The sequence below is a fragment of the Sphingomonas arabinosi genome, assembly GCF_036663715.1.
In the GTDB taxonomy this organism is placed as follows: Bacteria; Pseudomonadota; Alphaproteobacteria; order Sphingomonadales; family Sphingomonadaceae; genus Sphingomonas.
The window spans coordinates 436,009-455,611 of sequence record NZ_JAXOJN010000002.1 but is presented as its reverse complement, the minus strand read 5'-3'; the positions used below and the strand labels follow the sequence as shown (position 1 = coordinate 455,611).

General features: G+C 66.0%; 17 protein-coding genes and 1 riboswitch. Of the genes, 13 read left to right on the top strand and 4 right to left on the bottom strand.

All coding sequences use genetic code 11. The annotated features are described in order from the left end of the window. Window positions 1–300: 300 nt before the first annotated feature. From U1708_RS04980 to U1708_RS04945, 8 genes are all read left to right on the top strand, one after another. The gene (locus U1708_RS04980; protein ID WP_332743327.1) at window positions 301–1,890 is read left to right on the top strand and encodes a flavin monoamine oxidase family protein; all 1,590 of its coding nucleotides are present in this window, start codon (window positions 301–303) and stop codon (window positions 1,888–1,890) included. 257 nt (window positions 1,891–2,147) lie between these two features. Continuing rightward, a complete protein-coding gene (locus U1708_RS04975; RefSeq protein ID WP_332743325.1) occupies window positions 2,148–4,718 on the top strand; it encodes a TonB-dependent receptor plug domain-containing protein in 2,571 nt (856 codons plus the stop codon). A gap of 67 nt (window positions 4,719–4,785) precedes the next feature. Beyond that, window positions 4,786–5,313: a RidA family protein gene (locus U1708_RS04970; RefSeq protein WP_332743323.1), complete on the top strand. Its 528-nt coding sequence runs from the start codon at window positions 4,786–4,788 to the stop codon at window positions 5,311–5,313. Between the two features lie 167 nt (window positions 5,314–5,480). Beyond that, window positions 5,481–5,960 (top strand): DUF4126 domain-containing protein, encoded by a 480-nt coding sequence (locus tag U1708_RS04965; RefSeq protein ID WP_332743586.1) that lies wholly within the window; start codon window positions 5,481–5,483, stop codon window positions 5,958–5,960. After that, window positions 5,957–7,339, top strand: a complete 1,383-nt coding sequence (locus U1708_RS04960; RefSeq protein ID WP_332743584.1) for an FAD-containing oxidoreductase — start codon at window positions 5,957–5,959, stop codon at window positions 7,337–7,339. Before U1708_RS04965 ends, U1708_RS04960 begins: the two co-directional genes overlap by 4 nt. Then, window positions 7,336–8,994 (top strand): FAD-dependent oxidoreductase, encoded by a 1,659-nt coding sequence (locus tag U1708_RS04955; protein ID WP_332743321.1) that lies wholly within the window; start codon window positions 7,336–7,338, stop codon window positions 8,992–8,994. The genes U1708_RS04960 and U1708_RS04955 overlap by 4 nt, the downstream gene beginning before the upstream one ends. Beyond that, entirely contained in the window at window positions 8,991–9,293 is a 303-nt protein-coding gene (locus U1708_RS04950) for a UBP-type zinc finger domain-containing protein (protein WP_332743319.1), read from the top strand. Before U1708_RS04955 ends, U1708_RS04950 begins: the two co-directional genes overlap by 4 nt. Before the next feature lie 345 nt (window positions 9,294–9,638). Continuing rightward, window positions 9,639–10,328: a peptidylprolyl isomerase gene (locus U1708_RS04945; RefSeq protein ID WP_332743317.1), complete on the top strand. Its 690-nt coding sequence runs from the start codon at window positions 9,639–9,641 to the stop codon at window positions 10,326–10,328. A gap of 367 nt (window positions 10,329–10,695) precedes the next feature. On the opposite strand, the gene U1708_RS04940 is transcribed toward U1708_RS04945, so the two are convergent. Beyond that, window positions 10,696–12,318, bottom strand: a complete 1,623-nt coding sequence (locus tag U1708_RS04940) for an NAD(P)/FAD-dependent oxidoreductase (protein WP_332743315.1) — start codon at window positions 12,316–12,318, stop codon at window positions 10,696–10,698. A 59-nt stretch (window positions 12,319–12,377) separates the two neighbouring features. Here U1708_RS04940 and cobO point away from each other — a divergent pair, with 59 nt between their 5' ends. From cobO to cobS, 5 genes are all read left to right on the top strand, one after another. Beyond that, window positions 12,378–12,977 carry a cob(I)yrinic acid a,c-diamide adenosyltransferase gene (cobO, locus tag U1708_RS04935; RefSeq protein ID WP_332743313.1) on the top strand — a complete coding sequence of 200 codons (600 nt, stop codon included), beginning with the start codon at window positions 12,378–12,380 and terminating at the stop codon, window positions 12,975–12,977. Between the two features lie 206 nt (window positions 12,978–13,183). Then, window positions 13,184–13,379, top strand: a riboswitch (cobalamin riboswitch). Between the two features lie 172 nt (window positions 13,380–13,551). Continuing rightward, the gene (locus tag U1708_RS04930) at window positions 13,552–13,959 is read left to right on the top strand and encodes a DUF1636 domain-containing protein (protein ID WP_332743311.1); all 408 of its coding nucleotides are present in this window, start codon (window positions 13,552–13,554) and stop codon (window positions 13,957–13,959) included. Beyond that, window positions 13,956–14,969: a nicotinate-nucleotide--dimethylbenzimidazole phosphoribosyltransferase gene (gene cobT / locus U1708_RS04925; RefSeq protein ID WP_332743309.1), complete on the top strand. Its 1,014-nt coding sequence runs from the start codon at window positions 13,956–13,958 to the stop codon at window positions 14,967–14,969. The genes U1708_RS04930 and cobT overlap by 4 nt, the downstream gene beginning before the upstream one ends. Beyond that, window positions 14,966–15,535, top strand: coding sequence for a histidine phosphatase family protein (locus U1708_RS04920; protein ID WP_332743307.1), 570 nt, complete (start codon window positions 14,966–14,968; stop codon window positions 15,533–15,535). The genes cobT and U1708_RS04920 overlap by 4 nt, the downstream gene beginning before the upstream one ends. Next, window positions 15,532–16,245, top strand: a complete 714-nt coding sequence (gene cobS / locus U1708_RS04915; protein ID WP_332743305.1) for an adenosylcobinamide-GDP ribazoletransferase — start codon at window positions 15,532–15,534, stop codon at window positions 16,243–16,245. Before U1708_RS04920 ends, cobS begins: the two co-directional genes overlap by 4 nt. Here the strand turns inward: cobS and U1708_RS04910 are convergent. From U1708_RS04910 to U1708_RS04900, 3 genes are read right to left on the bottom strand one after another with little or no spacing between them, the layout of a single operon-like run. Further along, on the bottom strand, window positions 16,210–17,679 hold the full coding sequence (locus tag U1708_RS04910; protein WP_332743303.1) for a cobyric acid synthase: 1,470 nt from the start codon (window positions 17,677–17,679) through the stop codon (window positions 16,210–16,212). The genes cobS and U1708_RS04910 overlap by 36 nt on opposite strands. After that, window positions 17,667–18,647 carry an adenosylcobinamide-phosphate synthase CbiB gene (gene cbiB / locus U1708_RS04905; protein ID WP_332743301.1) on the bottom strand — a complete coding sequence of 327 codons (981 nt, stop codon included), beginning with the start codon at window positions 18,645–18,647 and terminating at the stop codon, window positions 17,667–17,669. The genes U1708_RS04910 and cbiB overlap by 13 nt, the downstream gene beginning before the upstream one ends. Beyond that, on the bottom strand, window positions 18,598–19,572 hold the full coding sequence (locus tag U1708_RS04900; RefSeq protein WP_332743299.1) for a threonine-phosphate decarboxylase: 975 nt from the start codon (window positions 19,570–19,572) through the stop codon (window positions 18,598–18,600). The genes cbiB and U1708_RS04900 overlap by 50 nt, the downstream gene beginning before the upstream one ends. Between the last annotated feature and the right edge of the window lie 31 nt (window positions 19,573–19,603).

Here is a 19,603-nt window from a genome sequence, read left to right as displayed (position 1 = left end):
CGGTCAAGGAAGATTTCATTTGCGTTACAATCCAAAGCAATGTTCAATCCGAATCGTTCAGTCAAAAGATGCAACGTGTCGAACTAGGCCGCAGAAAGGAACGATGTGTTCTTTTCTGTTTATAGTCTGACGTCCATCGGGACTGATCGGGGATGATGATCCTGCGAGGCCGCTGACGGGGTCGACCCGTCGGTGTTTCTGACGTCCGGCAAGCTCTGGGAAGGCTTGCCGCTTCGGGGGGCCTCGATGATTACGAACACCGCGATTACACGCAGGACGATATTGCGACGACTTGGCTTGATGGGAGGGCTGAGCGCTACACTCGGTGCTATGCAGGCGCTGGGACTGACTGAAGGACTGATTGGGACGTCGCATGCCGAAGCGCTCGCAACGCTGACGCCGACTTTGGGCAAGGGTACGCACGTCGTCGTGCTCGGGGCCGGGATCGCCGGGCTGACGGCCGCCTACGAGCTCGAACAGGCGGGCTTCCAGGTTACGTTGCTCGAAGCACGCGAGCGGGTCGGTGGGCGCGCTTGGACGGTGCGCGACGGCGACAAGATCGAGATGATTGGGGAACAGACGCAGACCGCGAAGTTCTCCGACGGGATCTACTTCAACGCGGGACCGGCGCGTATCCCGAGCTTTCACCAGGGACTGATCGGGTACGCGAAAAAGTTCGACGTGCCGCTCGAGGTAGAGGTCAATTCCAGCCGCTCGGCCTATGTGATGGGCGAGAACGGCAGCAAGATCCGGATGCGGACCGCGATCAACGACATGCGCGGTCACATCGCCGAACTGTTGGCGAAGGCGATCAACCAAGGCGCGCTCGATCAGTTGGTGACGGTGGCGGACAAGCAAAAACTGCTGCCGTTCCTGAAGGCGTATGGCGATCTCGGCACCGACTATGCCTTTGAGGGCACCGAGCGATCGGGGTTCGGAACGGCACCGGGGGCGGGTGTCACCTTCTCGTCAGCGGGCAGTGCGGTGCCGATGGACCAGTTGCTGGCGAACGAACGGCTTCCGATGACGCTGTTCGAGGACAATCTCTACATGCAGGCGACAATGTTCGAGCCGGTCGGGGGTATGGACCGGATCCATGCCGGGTTCGATCGCAACCTGCGCCGCCCGGCGATCCGCGGCGCCGAGGTGACCAAGATCCGTCATACCGCGCAAGGCGTCGACGTGGTCTACCGCGACAAGGCGAGCGACGTGGTCGACACCGTGAAGGCGGATTACATCATCTGCACGATCCCGTTCCCGGTGCTCGCGACGATCGATACCGACTTCTCGCCCGCATTGAAGAAGACGATCGCCGGCGTCGTCTACGATCATTCGAACAAGGTCGCGTTCGAGAGCCCGCGCTTCTGGGAACGCGAGCAAATCTATGGTGGGATCTCGTTCGTGGGCGGCCCGACGACGCTGATCTGGTATCCGTCGGCGGGGCTGCATTCCGAGCGCGGCATGATCCTCGGTTGTTATTCGTCGGGACCTAATGCCGCGGAGTTCGCCAAGCGGCCGATCGCGGAGCAGATCGCTTTCTCGCGGGGGGTGATCGACCGGCTGCATCCCGGGCATGGCGGCGACCTGGTCAACGGGATCGCCGTGAACTGGCACAAGATTCCGTACAGCCTGGGGCCGTGGCCCGACTGGAATGCGGGCAGCGCGAACGGGCGGCAGGAAGGACATATCGATACGCCCGAGTTTCGCCTGCTCCAGAAACCCGACGGCCGCGTCTATTTCGCGTCCGCCGCGCTCAGCCAGACTCCGGGATGGCAGGAAGGTGGCATCCAGTCTGCCCAAGGTCAGGTCATGGCGCTGGCGAAGCGGGTGGCGTCTCAGGCTGCTAGCCGGGCCGCGACGGGTTCGGACCGTGCGCAGCGCGCGGCATAAGTCAAAGCAGCACGTACCAAAACGTTGCATTTGAGTGACACCTTGAACAATAGTTCAGAAATATATCAAATATAGTACCGAATCGGTTGTCTTGCGACGCGACGCAGCCAATCATGATCAATGTTAGAAATTTGTATAACCTTAATTACCACTATGAACATTGTTTCGTAGCAAGAATAACTATGTCAAGATGGCATTAGATCATCGAACTAACCAGAGGATGACTGAAGGCGCTCAACAATAAGGGGGGAAACCTTATGCGGATCGTCACCAGTATTTCACGCGGCGCACTCATCGTGGCGCTCGCCAGCGCCGGACACCTGACGGCCTCGGCGCAGACCGCGTCGGTTACCGTGACCGACCCCCAGACCGGATCATCGGAAATACCCGACGACATCATCGTTACCGGTACGCGTGCGACGGGCATCACCGCGGGGGAAAGCGCGGCGCCGATCAAGGTGCTCGACGCCGAGCTCATGAGCCATGTTGGCCAGCCGAACCTCAATCAGGTGCTGACCCAGCTCGTGCCATCATTCACCGCGCAGGCGTTCGGCGGCGACACCGCCAACCTTACGCTGTCGGCGCGGTTGCGCGGGCTGAGCCCGAACCACACGCTGGTGCTGATCAACGGCAAGCGCCGTCACGGGACCTCGAACCTTGCCGTCCTGGGCGGACCATATCAGGGCGCGGCGACCGCCGATCTCGACCTGATATCCCCCTCCGCGATCAAGCGCATCGAAGTGCTGGAGGACGGTGCGGCCGCGCAATATGGTTCGGATGCGATCGCCGGGGTCATCAACATCATTCTCAAGGACGATAAGGAAGGCGGCGACGGCTACGTGACCGCAGGCGAAAATTACGACACGGGCGGTCGGACCTATGCCGGCACGCTGCACCTAGCGACGAAGCTGGGCGATGCGGGTTTCATCAACGTCACCGGCTTCTATCGCTATCACGACTTCACGCAGGTCGGCGGGCTCGACCGGCGCGTGACCGACATCAACGGCAAACTGCTGACGAGCGCGACGACGCCGTCGATCACCCCGCTGCAGCAACAATTGTATCCGGGGATGTCCGACTTCCCCTACGTCAACAAGATCAGCGGCGATGCACAGTCGCGCCTCATCAACCTCCAGTATAATTCTGCCTATAATTTCGGCGACGTCGAGGTCTACAGCTTCGGCACCTTTTCGCGCCGGATCGCCAGTGCCTACGAGAACGTCCGCGTGCCGACCCGTGTGTCGCGCACCGTGGGCGGCGTGACGACCTATTTCGATCCCGAAGGCGACAGCCCGGTCAACGGCTTTTCACCACGCGAGAAGATCCGCGAGGAGGACATGGCGTTTACGGGTGGTCTGCGCGGCGACGTCAGCGGGTTCCACTACGATCTGTCATCAACGTTCGGACAGGACAAGAACGAGATCTACACCGTCAATTCCGCCAACGCTTCACTCTACGCGGATACCGGCTTTACCCCGACCACCTTCTACAACGGGTTCTTCAAATCGAGCGAGCTGACCGTAAACGCCGATTTCACGCATGAGATCCAGGCCGGAATGGCGGCCCCTATCAACCTTGCCTTCGGTGGCGAGTATCGCAAGAACGTCTATCAGATCGGCGCGGGCGATGCCGCCTCGACTTACAAGGAAGGCGGCCAGTCCTATCCCGGTTTCCGTAGTTCGGATGCGGGCGTCAACGGTCGGAATTCACAGGCGGGTTATGTCGATGTCGCGCTGATGCCGGTCGAGGGCTGGAAGGTCGATGTCGCCGGCCGCTACGAGCATTATTCCGATTTTGGCAGCAAGTTCATCTACAAGGGAACGACACGCTACGACTTCTCCGATGCGTTCGCGCTCCGCGGCACCTTCTCGACGGGGTTCCGCGCACCGACGCTGGCGGAATCGTTCTACTCCGCGACCAACGTCTCGCCGACCTCGGCGTTCGTGCAGTTGCCGGCCAATTCGGCGGCAGCCGAGCTACTCGGTTTCGCCAATCTGAAGCCCGAGAAGTCGACCAACTACAGCCTCGGTACGGTCATCCGGCCGGTGCCGCGCCTGACGATCACGATCGACGCGTATCAGGTGAAGATCGAGGATCGCATTCTCGGCACGGGATCGCTGTTCGGCGGGGGCGGTGCGACTTCCCCGGTCAACGTCAACTTCCCCGTCGTGACGGCGGCGATCCGCGCGAACGGCAACGTCCTGGATCCGACGGTGACGCAGACCGGCATCAACATCTTTACCAACGGCGCGGATACCCGGACCCGCGGCGTGGATATCGTCGCCAGCTATGCAAGCGATTTCGGCGAATATGGCAACGCGACCTGGACCCTGTCGGGCAATTACAACCAGACCAAGATCACCAAGGTCATGTCCGCACCGCCGCTGGTCAATGTCCTGGGGCAGACGATCACGGTGCCGCTATTCGACGAGGGCGCCCGAGCCAATATCGAAACCGCATCGCCGCGGGTAAAGGTCATCGGCTCGACCTTCTATTCGATCGACAAGTTCTCAATGACGTTGCGCGGTACGGTCTACGGAAAGAGCTCGGCCAGATACAGCCCAGACGGCGGCACCTTCTACAAGCAGACGATCGGCACCGCATTCATCGGCGACATCGAGCTGAACTTCAAGGCGACCGACGATCTGGAGCTGTCGATCGGTGCGAACAACGTCTTCAACAAGAAGTCGCCGACGCTCGGCCTGGTGCCGGGCACGACCAACGCAACGCTGGTCGGGGGGGGCAACCAGCTCGATGCGCCGCTGACGTTCAGCCCCTACGGGATCAACGGCGGCTATTATTATGCGCGCATGAACGTCAGCTTCTGAGAGATCGGGCGCGGCGCAAGATCCGCCGCGCCCGAACCATTCGCATGGGTAACTGGGAGAGAGACATATGACGATTACGACGAAGACCATCGGCTTGGCCGCAGCGATCTGCGCGATGCTCGCACTGCCGGCGGTAGCAATGGCCGCGGATGGCAAGGCGGCGATCGTCCGGCACGCCAACACGCCACCCGGGCTGATCCTCCAGGGCGTCACCGTGTCGGCGGGTGCGAATATGCTGTATCTGAGCGGGCAGCTGGCGGCGCCGATCGATCCGGCCAGCAAGACGCTGCCGGCGCAACTGACGATCGCGGATTTCGGCGACACCAAGACGCAGACGATCAGTGTTTTCACCAAGATAAAATCGATTCTGGCGGCGCAGGGCTATGCGATGAGTGACATCATCAAGCTTACCGTGTTCGTCGCGGGCGACCCGAAGCTCGGCGGCAAGATGGACTTTGCCGGCATGAACGAGGCGTTCAAGATGTATTTCGGGACGGCGGAGAATCCCAACACCGTCGCGCGATCGACCGTGCAGGTTGCGGCACTCGCAGGGCCGGCGTTCCTGGTCGAGATCGAGGCGACTGCGGCGAAATAAATTCGCGCGGGGGGCGATCCGTGTTCGCTTTCGATATCAGGCGCTTGGTCCGATCGAGCGGTACTCTGGAGGGGTGAGCGACTACAACGACGCCAGATCGGATACGTAACGAATTGACGCTCGTGGCGACGCGTGGGACGATGTTGGACACCGGATCGGAGACTGCCATGCTCGTCCCCCCGCTCGTAAACGGACTGATCCTGGCGTTCGTCATCGGCATCGTCGCGGGGTTGCGCGCGATGATGGCACCGGCTGCGATCGCCTGGACGGCGAGCAAGGGTACGCTGCCGTTGCAGGGAACTTGGCTCGCATTCCTTGGCTACCGGTTCACGCCGTGGATATTCACGCTGCTCGTGGCAACCGAACTCGTCACCGATCAGCTGCCATCGACGCCGAGCCGAAAGGTGCCGCCGCAGTTCGCCGTACGCCTGCTCACCGGCGGGCTCTCGGGTGCGGCCGTGGGGTATGGCATCGGTGCGCCGTTGCCGGGGATCGTTCTCGGCGCGGTCGGTGCGGTCGTCGGCATTTATGGCGGCGCGGCTCTGCGCGCGCGGCTGGCGGCAGCGTTCGGCAACGATCGACCCGCTGCGCTGATCGAGGATGCGCTCGCGATCCTCCTGGCCGTGCTGGTGGTGCTGTCGATCTGATGCGGAATTTCGACGCGATCATCGTCGGCGCCGGGCAGGCCGGACCACCGTTGGCAGGCCGCCTTACCGCCGCGGGCATGACGGTCGCGCTGATCGAGCGCAAGCTGGTCGGCGGGACCTGCGTCAATACCGGCTGCATGCCGACCAAAACGCTCGTGGCGAGCGCCTATGCCGCGCACCTCGCGAGGCGAGCGGCGGATTTCGGGATCTCGACCGGCGACGTCACGGTCGACATGCCTGCGGTCGCAGCACGTGCGCGGAATGTTGTGCTGGATGCGCGCTCGAGCAACGAGCGCTGGCTGGAGGGCATGGCAGGCCTCACCTTCCTGCGCGGCCATGCGCGCTTCACCGGACCGCGGACGATCGCGGTCGACGGCGAGGAGCTGACCGCGCCGCGCATCTTCCTCAACGTCGGCGGCCGCGCGAGCGTACCGGACATGCCCGGCGTCGGCGACGTGCCGCATCTCGACAACACCGACATGGTCGCGCTTGAACAGATCCCCGCGCATCTTGTCGTCGTCGGCGGAAGCTATGTCGGTCTCGAGTTCGCGCAGATGTACCGGAGGTTCGGCGCTGCGGTGACCGTCGTGGAGCGTGGCGAACACCTGATCGGGCACGAGGACATCGATGTGTCCGATGCGGTGCGGGCGATCCTGGAGGACGAAGGGATCGCAGTGCGAACCGGCGCGAACTGTATCGCGTTCGCGCGCCATGCGGACGGCGTCGCGGTATCGGTCGATTGCCAAGCAGGCGATCCCGAGGTGATCGGTAGCCATGTGCTGCTCGCGGTCGGCCGGCGCCCAAATACCGACGACCTCGGTCTCGATCTCGCCGGGATCTCGACGGATGCGAAGGGCTATGTCATCGTCGACGACCTGCTCCAGACCAACGTGCCGGGCATATGGGCGCTAGGCGACTGCAACGGGCGCGGCGCGTTCACGCATACCGCGTATAACGACTTCGAGATCGTCGCGACGAACCTGCTCGATCACGACGACCGGACGCTGAGCCAGCGGCTGGTCGGCTACGCGCTCTATACCGATCCGCCGCTCGGCCGGGTCGGGATGACGCAGGCGCAGGCGGAGAAGACGGGGCGGCCGATCCTGGTCTCTAAGCGGCCGATGACCCGCGTCGGGCGCGCCGTCGAAAAGGGCGAGACGAAGGGTTTCATGAAGATCGTGGCGGACGCGGAAACGCAGCGGATCCTTGGGGCGGCGATCCTCGGCACGGGCGGTGACGAGGCGATCCATGGCATCCTCGACATGATGAACGCCGACCAGCCGATGTCCGCGCTGCGCTGGGCGGTGCCGATCCACCCGACCGTGTCCGAACTGGTCCCGACGCTGCTGCTCGCGTTCGAACCGGTGGCGAGCACATGAGCGATCTCGGCGCACGCGACCACCAGATGTTCCCGGTGCTCAACGCCGAGCAGCTTGAGACGGCGAAGCGCTTTGCAAGCGGTCCGGCGCGTGTGTTCGCAGCCGGCGAGCAGGTCTATGCGATCGGCGAGCACGGCGTCGCCGCTTGGCTGGTGCTCGAAGGAACGATCGACGTCGTCCGCCGCGACGGGCTGAGCCACGAGGCGCCGATCACGACGCACGGTCCGGGGCAGTTGACCGGCGAGGTCAACCAGCTCGCCGGTCGGCCGACGATTGCGGGTGGCACCGCAGGGGCCGGAGGATGCACCGCGCTGCCGTTCGACCCGGCACATCTCCGTGCGCTGATGGTCGGCTCGGCGGACGTCGGCGAGATCGTGATGCGCGCGCTGATCCTGCGCCGCTTCGGATTGATCGAGCAGGGCAGCGGCGGAACGGTGATCGTCGGCCTGCCGGACAGTCCCGACGTCGTCCGGCTACAGGGGTTTCTCACGCGATCGGGCTATCCGAACATCGTCCTCGATGCGGCGTCGGACGACGAAGGGCGTGCCTTGGTCGAGCGGACCGGCGTCGCGTCGAGCGATTTGCCGCTGGTCGTTTGCCCGAACGGTACGGTGCTGAAACGGCCGTCCGATATCGAGGTTGCGGCGTGTCTCGGGATCACACCCGATCTAGATCCGGACACGGTGTATGACGTCGCGATCGTAGGCGCGGGGCCGGCGGGGCTGGCGGCGGCGGTGTATGCGGCGTCCGAGGGGCTGTCGGTGATCGTGCTCGACGAGCGTGCGATCGGCGGGCAGGCAGGGGCATCGGCGCGGATCGAGAATTATCTGGGCTTCCCGACCGGCATTTCGGGGCAGGCGCTGGCTGGCCGCGCGTTCAACCAGGCGCTGAAATTCGGCGCGGAGATCGCGATCCCGCTGACGGTCGAGCACCTCGATTGCGACGAGGATCGGCCCGCGGGCGTCCCGCTCGTGCTTGAATTGCCGGGCGATCGACGCGTTCAGTCACGGACGGTGATCGTTGCGTCCGGCGCACGCTATCGCCGGCTCGACATTCCGGACCTGGCGGAGTTCGAGGGCGCCGGCGTGTCCTACTGGGCATCGCCGATCGAAGCGCGGCTGTGCGAGGGCGAGGAGGTTGCGCTGGTCGGCGGCGGCAACTCGGCCGGGCAGGCCGTGGCGTTCCTCGCACCTCGCGTGAAACACCTGCACCTGATCGTGCGCCGCCCGTTGGCCGCGACGATGTCGAAATACCTGATCGACCGGATTGCCGCGCTGCCCAACGTAACGATCCGCGTCGGCACCGAGATCGTCGGACTGGAGGGTGAGCGCGCGACCGGGCTGACCGCAGCTATCTTCCGCCAGCGCAGCGACGGTACCGAAACGCGCTGCGCGATGCGACATCTGTTCCTTTTCATCGGTGCCGATCCCAATGCGGGCTGGTTGCAGGGTTGCGTCGACACGGACGAGAAGGGGTTCATCGTCACCGGCGGCGCGACGCTGCCGTTGCAGACGAGCCGCACCGGCGTTTTCGCAATTGGCGACGTGCGCGCGGGCTCGACCAAGCGCGTCGCGGCTGCGGTCGGCGAGGGCGCGGCGGTGGTCGCGCAGATACATACGGTTTTGGCCGACATGGCGGAAAGGCACGCGGAATGAACTACGGCTGCACCCACATGGATACGATCCGCGACGTAACGCCGAGCGCGAAGGGGTGCGAGGAGTGTCTCCGGATCGGCAGTGAGTGGGTGCATCTGCGGTTGTGCCGGGCGTGCGGCCATGTCGGCTGCTGCGACGATTCCCCGCACCGCCACGCGACCGCACACTTCCGCACGACGCGGCATCCGATCATTGAGGGCGACCCGCCGGAGGGTTGGGGCTGGTGCTTCGTGGACGAGACCATGGTGGATTTGCCGGACCAGACGCCGCAGGTCGGGCCGATCCCGCGGTATGTTTAAAGCGCTGCGGGGAGAGAATCCTGCCGCAGCGGCGGTGCCTGACTCACCGACTGTTGCGTGCTGAGGAGAAATAAGGGCAGGTCATCCAACGACCATACCTCCCCGGCGAAGGCTGGGGCCCAGTTGATATGACCCAGACGTTTCCCAACTAGGCCCCGGCCTTCGTCGGGGAGGTGGTTAACTGGAGAGCGTTAAACGCATCGATCAAAGGTGCAAGCTAGCTGGCCTAGGCACGTTCCCAAACTAAGCCGCTACGGGGCAGCGCCAATCACCATACCCCCCACGCTTGCCTCACCGCAGATGGACCGCTAGCCGACGCCATCGGTAAAGGCGTGAGTGATCGAAATGCGACGTTTGATGATTGGCTTCGTAGCCATTGCGGCCTTCGCGTCCGCGGGAACGGCGCAGCCGGCAAAGCGGTCGGTACAGCGCGCCGAACCAGGACCGAAGCCGGGCATGGTCCGCGTCCGCCTCGTCACGTCGGAGGGCCCGATCCTGCTCGCGCTCGACGCCCGGCATGCGCCGAAGACGACGGCGAACTTCCTCGCCTATGTCGATGACGGGCGGTTCGACGGGACCGACTTCTATCGCGCCAGCCGCCAGAAGTCCGCGCCGAAGCTTGGTTTCATCCAGGCCGGTATCCGCACCGATGCGCGGCGGATCCTGCCGCCGTTTCCCCTCGAGACCACGGCGATGACCGGGATCGAGCATCTCAACGCGACAATCTCGATGGCGCGGGGGATGACGCCGGCGTCCGCTGGCGGCAATTTCTTCATCACGATCGGGCCGGCGCCGGCGATGGACGCGCGCGCAGGCTATCCAGGCTATGCGGTGTTCGGCCACGTCGTCGGGGGGATGGACGTGGTGAAACGCATCCTCGCCAAGCCGACCGGCGGCGGGATGGACGCGTTCAAGGACCAGATGATCCTGAAGCGGGTGGCGCTGGTGAGTGCTCGGCGGCTCGACGGGGTGGCGAAGCCGACGGGGTTGCCGAGGGCATGGTTGATCGAGACGGGGCCGCGGCGGCGAAAGTGAGTGGCGGGGTCGCGGCCTGCACCTCCAATAATACTACGCCTTGTGTTTCTTGTTTCGTCGGCGGAGCATCGACCGCTCGCACGCTTCTGTCGCACCGTGGCCGTCAACGACTTCCGCACCGCCCCGGTGAAGGCCGGGGTCCAATTGGAAAGGTCAGAGTAACGGTGCTCTGGCTTAGTTAGCGGCGTCTCCCAATTGGACCCCGGCCTTCGCCGGGGGGGGGGGCTAGATGCATTGGTCCTGGCAATCAGTACCTGGAACAGCTGCCAAAGCCCTCCGTGTGCTCCCGCGAAGGAGGGAGTCCAGGATGACGACCGCTAGCACCTGTGATTCCTGGGCCCCCGCCTGCGCGGGGGAATAAGGAGCTTCAGGGTCGCGCCACCAGGCTAAGCGCAACCGCTTCCGCGACCTTGATGCCATCGACTGCCGCGGACAGGATGCCCCCCGCATAGCCGGCGCCTTCGCCCGCCGGGAACAGCCCTGCGGTGTTGAGGCTCACGAAATCATCGCCCCGCGTGATCCTGACGGGCGACGAGGTCCGCGTCTCCACCCCCGTCAGCACCGCGTCAGGATGATCGTAGCCGGGAATTTCACGCCCAAACGCAGGTAATGCTTCCCGCAAAGCGGTGATCGCGAACTCCGGCAGGCATTCGGACAGGTCGGTCATGTGCACGCCTGGCTTGTACGACGGGATCACCGAGCCGAGCGCGGTCGACGCGCGCCCCGCGAGCAGGTCGCCGATACGTTGCGCGGGCGCCTTGTAGTTCGAGCCGCCGGCGACATAGGCGCGCGATTCCCAGTGGCGTTGCAACTCGATCCCCGCAAGCGGATGGCCGGGATAGTCGCGCTCGGGGTCGATACCGATCACGATCCCCGAGTTCGCGTTGCGTTCGTTGCGCGAATATTGGCTCATGCCGTTGGTGGCGACGCGACCCTCTTCGGAGGTCGCGGCGACGACGGTACCGCCGGGGCACATGCAGAAACTGTAGACCGTCCGCCCGTTCTTGCAGTGATGCGACAGGCTGTACGCCGCCGCACCGAGATCGGGGTGGCCCGCGCACGGGCCGAAGCGCGCTTCGTCGATCCACGATTGCGGGTGCTCGATGCGCACGCCGATCGAGAAGGGTTTCGCCTCGACGTGGACGCCCTTCGCGTGGAGCATCTCGAACGTGTCGCGGGCGCTGTGGCCGACCGCGAAGACGACGTGGTTGGCTTCGAGATAGTCGCCGGTGCTGAGATGGAGCCCGCGTAATTGGCGAGTGCCGGCCTTCTCGACAATGTCGAGACCGTCGACGCGGGTCGAGAAGCGATACTCGCCGCCGAGCGCCTCGATCGTCGCGCGCATGCTCTCGACCATCGTGACGAGGCGGAAGGTGCCGATATGCGGGTGTGCCTCGGTCAGGATCTCGGGTGGCGCGCCGGCCTTGACGAACTCGGTCAGGACTTTCCGGCCGAGATGGCGCGGGTCCTTGATCTGGCTCCAGAGCTTGCCGTCGGAAAAGGTGCCGGCGCCGCCCTCGCCGAACTGGACGTTGGATTCAGGGTTGAGGACGCTCTTGCGCCAGAGGCCCCAGGTATCCTTGGTGCGCTCGCGGACGACTTTGCCGCGGTCGAGGATGATCGGGCGGAAGCCCGTCTGCGCGAGGATCAGGCCGGCGAACAGGCCGCATGGGCCCGCGCCGACGACCACGGGGCGGGGGCCGGTATAGCTCGGGCCGCCCTTGGTGACGAAGCGGTACCCTGTATCCGGCGTGCGCTGGACGTGGCGATCCTTGCGGAAGCGCTGGAGCACCGTGTCCTCGTTCTTCAGCGTCACGTCGACCGAATAGACGAGCTGGATGTCCATCTTGTCGCGCGCATCGTGCGCGCGCCTCGCGATCGTGTAGCGGATCAGGTCGCGCGGGGTGACGCGCAGGCGATCGCGGATCGCGGCGGGGAGCGCTTCGTCGGCGTGGTTGAGCGGGAGCTTGAGTTCGGTGATGCGGAGCATGCTCGGTCCTCTAGCGCTGTGCGCCGCGATCCGCCATCGGGAGCAGGAGAGGACATGACATGCGGACCGACGACGAGCAGAATGCCAAGAGTGCGAAGCGCAAGGAGGTCCACGACCGGATCGTGGCGAGCAAGACGATCGAGAAGGGGTTGATCATCGTCCACACCGGCAAGGGCAAGGGCAAGTCGACCGCCGCGTTCGGCATGACGGTGCGTATGATCGGGCATGGCCGCAAGGTGGGCGTGGTGCAGTTCGTCAAGGGTGCGATGGCGACCGGCGAGAAGGCGATCTTCGACGCCTTTCCGGAGCTGTGCGAATTCAAGCCGATGGGCGAGGGGTTCACCTGGGATACGCAGGACCGCGCGCGCGACATCGCGGTGGCGCGGGAGGCGTGGGACGAGGTCAAGCGGATGATCGCGGATCCGTCCTATGCGATGGTGGTGGCGGACGAACTGAACATCGTGTTGCGGTATGAGTATCTGCCGGTCGACGAGGTGCTGGCGGTGCTGTCGGTCAAGCCCGAGATGACGCATGTCGTGGTGACGGGGCGGAACGCGCCGGATGCACTGATCGAGGTGGCGGATCTGGTAACCGAGATGACGCAGGTGAAGCATCCGTTCCGGTCGGGGGTGAAGGCTCAAGCGGGCGTGGAGTTCTAAGGCGATTTCACGCGAAGGTTCTGCCGGTCAGGGCGCTAGCCAAAAATGCTACGTCATCCTGACGAAAGTCAGGACCCAGAGCCACGAAGGCTACCGCCCGTTACCCTGGGTCCTGACTTTCGTCAGGATGACGGCGGATTGGTGGAACTGCTGGAGCGAGCGCCCAACGGCGCGCCGCCATCTTGCGTCCCCCCAGCCCCGCGCCTATCGCTCGACTTGCGACAGGTTTTCCCGAGGCGGCAACGCGTAGGGAAATGAAAATGGGAACGGGAAACACCCGGCTGCCCCTGCAACTGTACGCGGCGAGCCATCGTGCCACATGCCATTGGGATACTCCCGAGAAGGCGGCGCGGACGGCGTTGACCCGCGAGCCAGGAGACCTGCCCGTCGCGGTCGTCTTTCGTCCGGCCAGGGTGCGCCGAACGGACGGGTAACACCCCGAGCGACGACATCGCTTCGCGTCGCGCGGAGGGTGGAGGCCTGCGCCTTTCGCCCCTCGCGCGGTGCGGGATCGACTGTCCGAAGGGGTAACTATGCCAGGTTCACATCAAGTTGCGATCGTCGGGGAACGGACATGCTGAAGCGCGCCGAAGATGGCGTCGCGGTAGTCGCGTGCAACACGTGCCGCCATTCCGCCGAGGCGCGCGACGACGGCGAAGGCGTTCGCGGCGGCGCACGGCTGGTCAGCGCGCTGAAGGCGGTGCAGGCGAGCGACCCGACCTATGCCGACGTCGCGGTGCAGGAGATGCCGTGCCTGTTTGCCTGCCAAGATTTCTGCACGATCCACTTGCGCGCACCCGCCAAGGTCGGCTATGTGCTCGGCCGGTTCGAGCCGACCGAGGATGCCGCGCGCGCGATCCTCGATTACGCGCGGCTCTACGGCGAGAGCGCGTTCGGACAGGTGCCGTTCAAGCAATGGCCGCAGGGCGTGAAGGGGCATTTCATCACTCGTACGCCGCCCGCCGGGTTCGTCGTCGAATGACCGCGTTCGCGACGCCCGCCGCGTTTTTGGCGGCCTTGCGCGGCTTGCCGCAGGCAGACGCGGCGGCGCGATCCGCGGCGATCGCCCGGCAGGGCGAACTGACCAAGCCGCCGGGCTCGCTCGGGCAGCTGGAGGACATCGCGGTCTTCATGGCGGGCTGGCAGGGCAACCCGCTGCCTCGGCTCGATCGTGGCAGTGCGGTCGTGTTTGCAGGCAATCACGGCATCGTCGCGCGCGGGGTGAGTGCGTTTCCGGCCTCGGTCACCGCGCAGATGGTCGCCAATTTCGAGCATGGCGGCGCGGCGATCAACGCGCTGTCGCGGGCGGCGGGCCTTGAGCTCAAGATCGTATCCCTGGACCTCGACAGGCCGACTGCGGATTTCACGCGAGCGTCGGCGATGTCGGAGGGGGAATGCCTCGCCGCGATCAACGCAGGGGCGGCGGCTGTTGCGGACGCGCCGGACTTAATGGTGCTCGGCGAGATGGGAATCGGCAATTCGACGACCGCCGCGGCGCTGTGTCTGGCGAGCTTCGGCGGGTCGGTGAGCGACTGGGTCGGGCCGGGTACCGGCGTCGATGGCGAAGGCATCGCGCGGAAGATGGCTGTTATCGAGGCTGGGATTGCGCTCCACGGGGAGGCGGTTACCACCCCGTTCGAAATCTTGCGGCGGCTCGGTGGGCGCGAGTTGGCGGCGATCGCGGGCGCGGTGGTCGCGACGCGACTGGCGGGCGTGCCGGTGATGCTCGATGGCTTCATCTGCTGTTCGGCTGTGGCACCGTTGGCTGCTGCGAGCCCCGACATCCTCGCGCATTGCATTGCCGGGCATGTCTCGGCCGAGCCGGGGCACCGTCTTCTGCTTGAGCGAATGGGCATCGAACCATTGCTGTCGCTTGGGATGCGGCTGGGCGAGGGCAGCGGTGCTGCGACCGCGACATTGCTGGTTCGAGCCGCGCTGGCCGTGCATGCGGAGATGGCGACGTTCGCCGAGGCGGGCGTTTCGGCGGCGTGAGCGCGCACATGCTGTATCTGATGCGGCATGGTGCTCCTGCGGTGGCGGGGCGAATGCTGGGGCGGACCGACGCCCCGGCGATTGAGGCGGGGGTCGCCGCCTGCGTCGCACGAGCGAAGGGCATCGCGTTGGAACGGATCAGAGCATCCGATCTGATCCGCGCGCGTGCCTGTGCGGATGAGATCGGTGGGCCGCGCGGCGTTTCGGTCGAGGTCGATCCACGCTGGCGGGAACTCGACTTCGGCGCCTGGGACGGTTTGTGCCCAGGTGAGATAGACCCCGCCGAGTTGGCGGCGTTCTACAACGATCCCGATGCCTCGCCACCGCCCGATGGCGAACCCTGGTCCGCGTTGCGGGATCGTGTCGCGCGTGCATTGGCAGGGATGCCTCCGGTATCGACATTGGTCGTGACGCATGGCGGTGTGATCCGGGCGGCGCTCGCGGAGTTGTGCGGATTCGATCGGCGGCAGATCTGGGCGTTCGATCTGCCCTATGCCGCGCTGGTATCGCTGCGGATCTGGCCGGGGCCTACGCGGACCGTGCAGATCGTCGGGCTGGCGACGTGAAACGGCTGATCGTTGCGTTCGGCTTTCTGACGCGCCTGCCGATGCCCCGCGTCGAGGTGACCTCGGCCGATTTCGCCGCCGCGATCCGGTTCTACCCTATCGTAGGTCTCGTGATCGGCCTGATCGTCGCGGCGGCCGGATGGCTGGGTGCGCTGGTCGATCCGTGGATGGGGGCCTGTGCTGCCCTGCTGACCTGGATCGCGGTGACGGGGGCGCTGCATCTCGACGGGCTTGCCGACCTCGCCGACGGGCTGGGCGCAGCGCATGGCGATCGGACGCGCCTGCTCGCGGTCATGGCCGATCCTCATATCGGGAGCTTCGGCGTCGTCGCGATCGTCTGCCAGATGCTCGCCAAGCTCATGCTGCTGCATGCCGTAGGGGTGGATTGGGGGCTGGTCCTTGTGCCGTTCGCGGCGAGGATGGGGCCGCTGGCATGGGCGAGACTGTTGCCGCCTCTGCGGCCCGGCGGGCTTGGCGCGGCGGTTGCCGGCGCGGTCCGCGCGCGCGACCTGCTGGGATGGGGTCTGCTGCTCGCGCTCACCGCGGTTGGGGTGCCGGCGCTCATCGCCTTCCCGCTGCTCGTGCTCGGCGTCGCGACATGGTTGCGGCGGACGCTCGACGGCGTGACCGGCGACGCGCATGGCGCCGGCATCGAGATCGTCGAGACCGGGCTGCTAGTCGCGCTCGCGGTGGCCGGCGCGCTCGCTTAGTGCGAGCAGCGCATCGAGGTCGACGTGACGTTCGAGCGTCGCGGCGATCGCATCGAGCGCGGCATCGATCGACGCACCATGATCAGGTCCGCTGGCCGCGACGCCGAGCCGCGCAAGCCACGCCGCGCGTTGCTCCGTGAGCCCCAGCAGGCCGTGGACGTAGCTGCCCGACACCAGCCCGTCCGCACTCGTCGCGCCTTCGGGGCTGCCATCAGCGCGGTGGCCGACCGGGCGCGCGGTCGCGGGGCCGGTGGTCGCGCCCATGTGCATTTCATAGCCTTCGAACGCCGCGCCCTGCGCCCGGCCGCGCACCCGCTCCAGCGTCTTGCGGCCGGTGAGGACCGTGTCGATGTCGAGCAACCCGAGCCCGTCGACACGCCCCCCCGGCCCCTCGATCCCGTCGGGGTCGGCGATGCTGCGACCGAGCATCTGATAGCCGCCGCAGAGCCCAAGCACCGGCTTGCCGCGGCGATGATGCGCGCGGATATCGATGTCCCAGCCTTGCGCGCGGACGAAGGCGAGATCGGGGATCGTCGCCTTCGATCCCGCGAGCACGATCATGTCGACGTCCGGGATCGGTGTGCCCGGCGGTACCATGACCAGCGCGACGCCGGGCTCCAGCCGGAGCGGATCGAGGTCGTCGAAATTGGCGATCCGCGGCGTGATCGGGCAGGCGATCGTGACGCAGCGCTGCGTACTGGCGACCGGGCGTTCGAGGATCACCGCATCCTCACTCGGCAACCGTACTGCGTCTGCAAGCCACGGCACGACACCGTACCCGCGCCAGCCGCTCCGCGCTTCGATCGCGCGATAGCCGTCGTCGAACAGCGCCGGGTCGCCGCGGAACTTGTTGATCAGGAACCCGTGGATCATCGCCGCGTCGGTCGGATCGATCACCGCGCGCGTGCCGACGATCGCGGCGATTACGCCGCCTCGGTCTATGTCGCCGACAAGTATAACGGGAACTTCGGCGGCGCGGGCGAAGCCCATGTTGGCGATGTCGCCGGCGCGCAGGTTGATCTCCGCTGGGCTGCCCGCACCTTCGACGACGACGAGATCGCGGCCTGTCGATAGCCGTTCGAAGCTGTCGAGCACGTCGACCAGCAACCCTTCGCGCCCCTCGCGCCAGCGCGCCGCGGCGAGCGTGCCGCGCACCTGGCCGCGGACGATCAGCTGCGAGGTGCGGTCGCCCTGCGGCTTGAGCAGTACCGGGTTCATGTCGACGCTGGGCTCCACGCGGCAGGCGATCGCCTGCGTCGCCTGCGCACGGCCGATCTCGCCGCCATCCGCGGTGACCGCGGCGTTGTTCGACATGTTCTGAGGCTTGAAGGGGCGGACCGAAAGCCCGCGATTGGCGAAAGCGCGGCATAGTCCGGCGACGAGCACAGACTTGCCGACGTCCGAGCCGGTCCCCTGGAGCATCAAAGCGCCCATGCGATTCCTCCGGTAATGGCGAGTAGCAGCACGCACGCCCGGCGATAGATACCGAGCGCGGCGCGAAGATCCGATGCGGTGGCGTCCACACGGCCATCGCCGATATACGGCTTGGCGACACGCACCCCGTCATAGGCGATCGGTCCGGCAAGGCGCAGACCAAGCGCACCGGCCATCGCCGCCTCGGGCCAGCCGGCATTGGGCGAGGCATGATTGCCAGCATCGCGCCACATCGTCCGCCACCCGCCGTGCCCGGCGATGCAGAGCAGCACGCCGCTGAGCCGCGCGGGGATCAGGTTCGCGACATCGTCGGTCCGCGCCGCCGCCCAGCCGAATGCGCGCCATCGCTCCTCGCGGTGCCCGATCAGACTGTCCGCGGTATTGATCGCCTTGTACGCCCAAAGCCCCGGCAACCCGGCGACGAGCAACCAGAACAGCGGCGCGACGACGCCGTCGCATACGCTCTCGGCAAGGCTCTCGATCGCAGCCCGCGCCACGCCCGCTTCGTCGAGCGAAGCGACGTCCCGCCCCACGATCATCGCGACGCGCGCGCGGGCGCTCTCCAGATCGCCGGCTTCGAGCGCGCGAGCGACCGGCACGACGTGATCGTACAGGCTGCGGATTGCGAGGCCCGGCGCGGCCATCAGGCCGATCGCAAGCCAAGCGGTCGGGCCGAGCACGAGGCGGGCAAGCGCAGTAGCGGCAAGCGCCACGCCGGACGCGATAGCGACGACTGCTACGATCGTGACGACGCCGGTAGCGCGACGGGTGGCAGCCGACCATTCAGGTCTGTTCCAGCGGGTCTCCGCCAAGCCGATCAGGCGAGCGAAGCCACCGACCGGGTGACCGATCCGCGCGTAGAGCGGGGCAGGCCAGCCGATTGCCGCGTCGACGACGATAGCCAGTGCGGCAACCGGCTCAGCCACTGCCGAGCGCTCGTTCGAGCCGCGCAAACGCGGCGTCGTCACCGGGAACGCCCATGCGTAGCCAATGCGGTGCGTGATCGAAGGTGCGGGTCAGGATGCCGGCGTGCGCGAGCCGTTCGAACAATGCGGGCGCCGCATCCGTCTCGACCAACCGGAACGAGCCGCAGTCGCCGTGCGCACGCAGGTCGTGGCGTAACAGCAAGGCGTCGAGCCTTGCCGCTCGGTCGACGATCGAGAGACGTGCAGCCGCGATCCAGTCGGTATCCTGGTAGGCGGCCGTGCCATAGGCCACGGCGTGGGCGGATATGGGCCAGCTGCCGAGCCGCTCCCGCATCGCTGCGACGTGTTCCGGCGGGGCTATCATGAACCCGAGCCGCACGCCGGGCAGGCCGAAGAACTTGCCGAATGACCGGAAGACGATCGCTCGGTCATCGGGGCGGAGCAGGGGAACGATGCTCGATTCAGGCGTCGCATCGGCAAACGCTTCGTCGACGACAAGCCAGGCACCCCCCCGCCCGATCGTGAGCAGGCGCTGCGGCGTGTCGCAGTGACCGTCCGGATTGTTGGGATTGGCCAACAGCAGCGTGCCGTCCTCAACCGTATCGATCGCGTCTCGCGATATCGGAACGGCGCCGTCGATCGCTTCGGCATGCGTGGCGTAGCTCGGTGCGACGAACCGGACGGGGCCCGGCAGGTCCAGCGTGGCGAGCGTTCGCAGGCCGAGTTCGCTGCCGGGCAGTGCGACGATCCGGTCGGCGGTCGTGCCGAATACGGCAGCAGCGGCGGTTTCCAGATCGGCGATGGCGGCGGGCGAGGGGAGGCTGTGCAGATCGACGATCGGCACGGTCCCGGTCGGCCAGGCGCAAGGGTTGATGCCGGTCGACAAGTCGAGCCAGGGGCGCGGCGCATCCGGGTAGAGCATTGCGGCGAGATCGATCCGTCCACCGTGAATGCGCAGCGCGTTCATACCATCTTTCACTCGGACCCGCGGGCTTTCG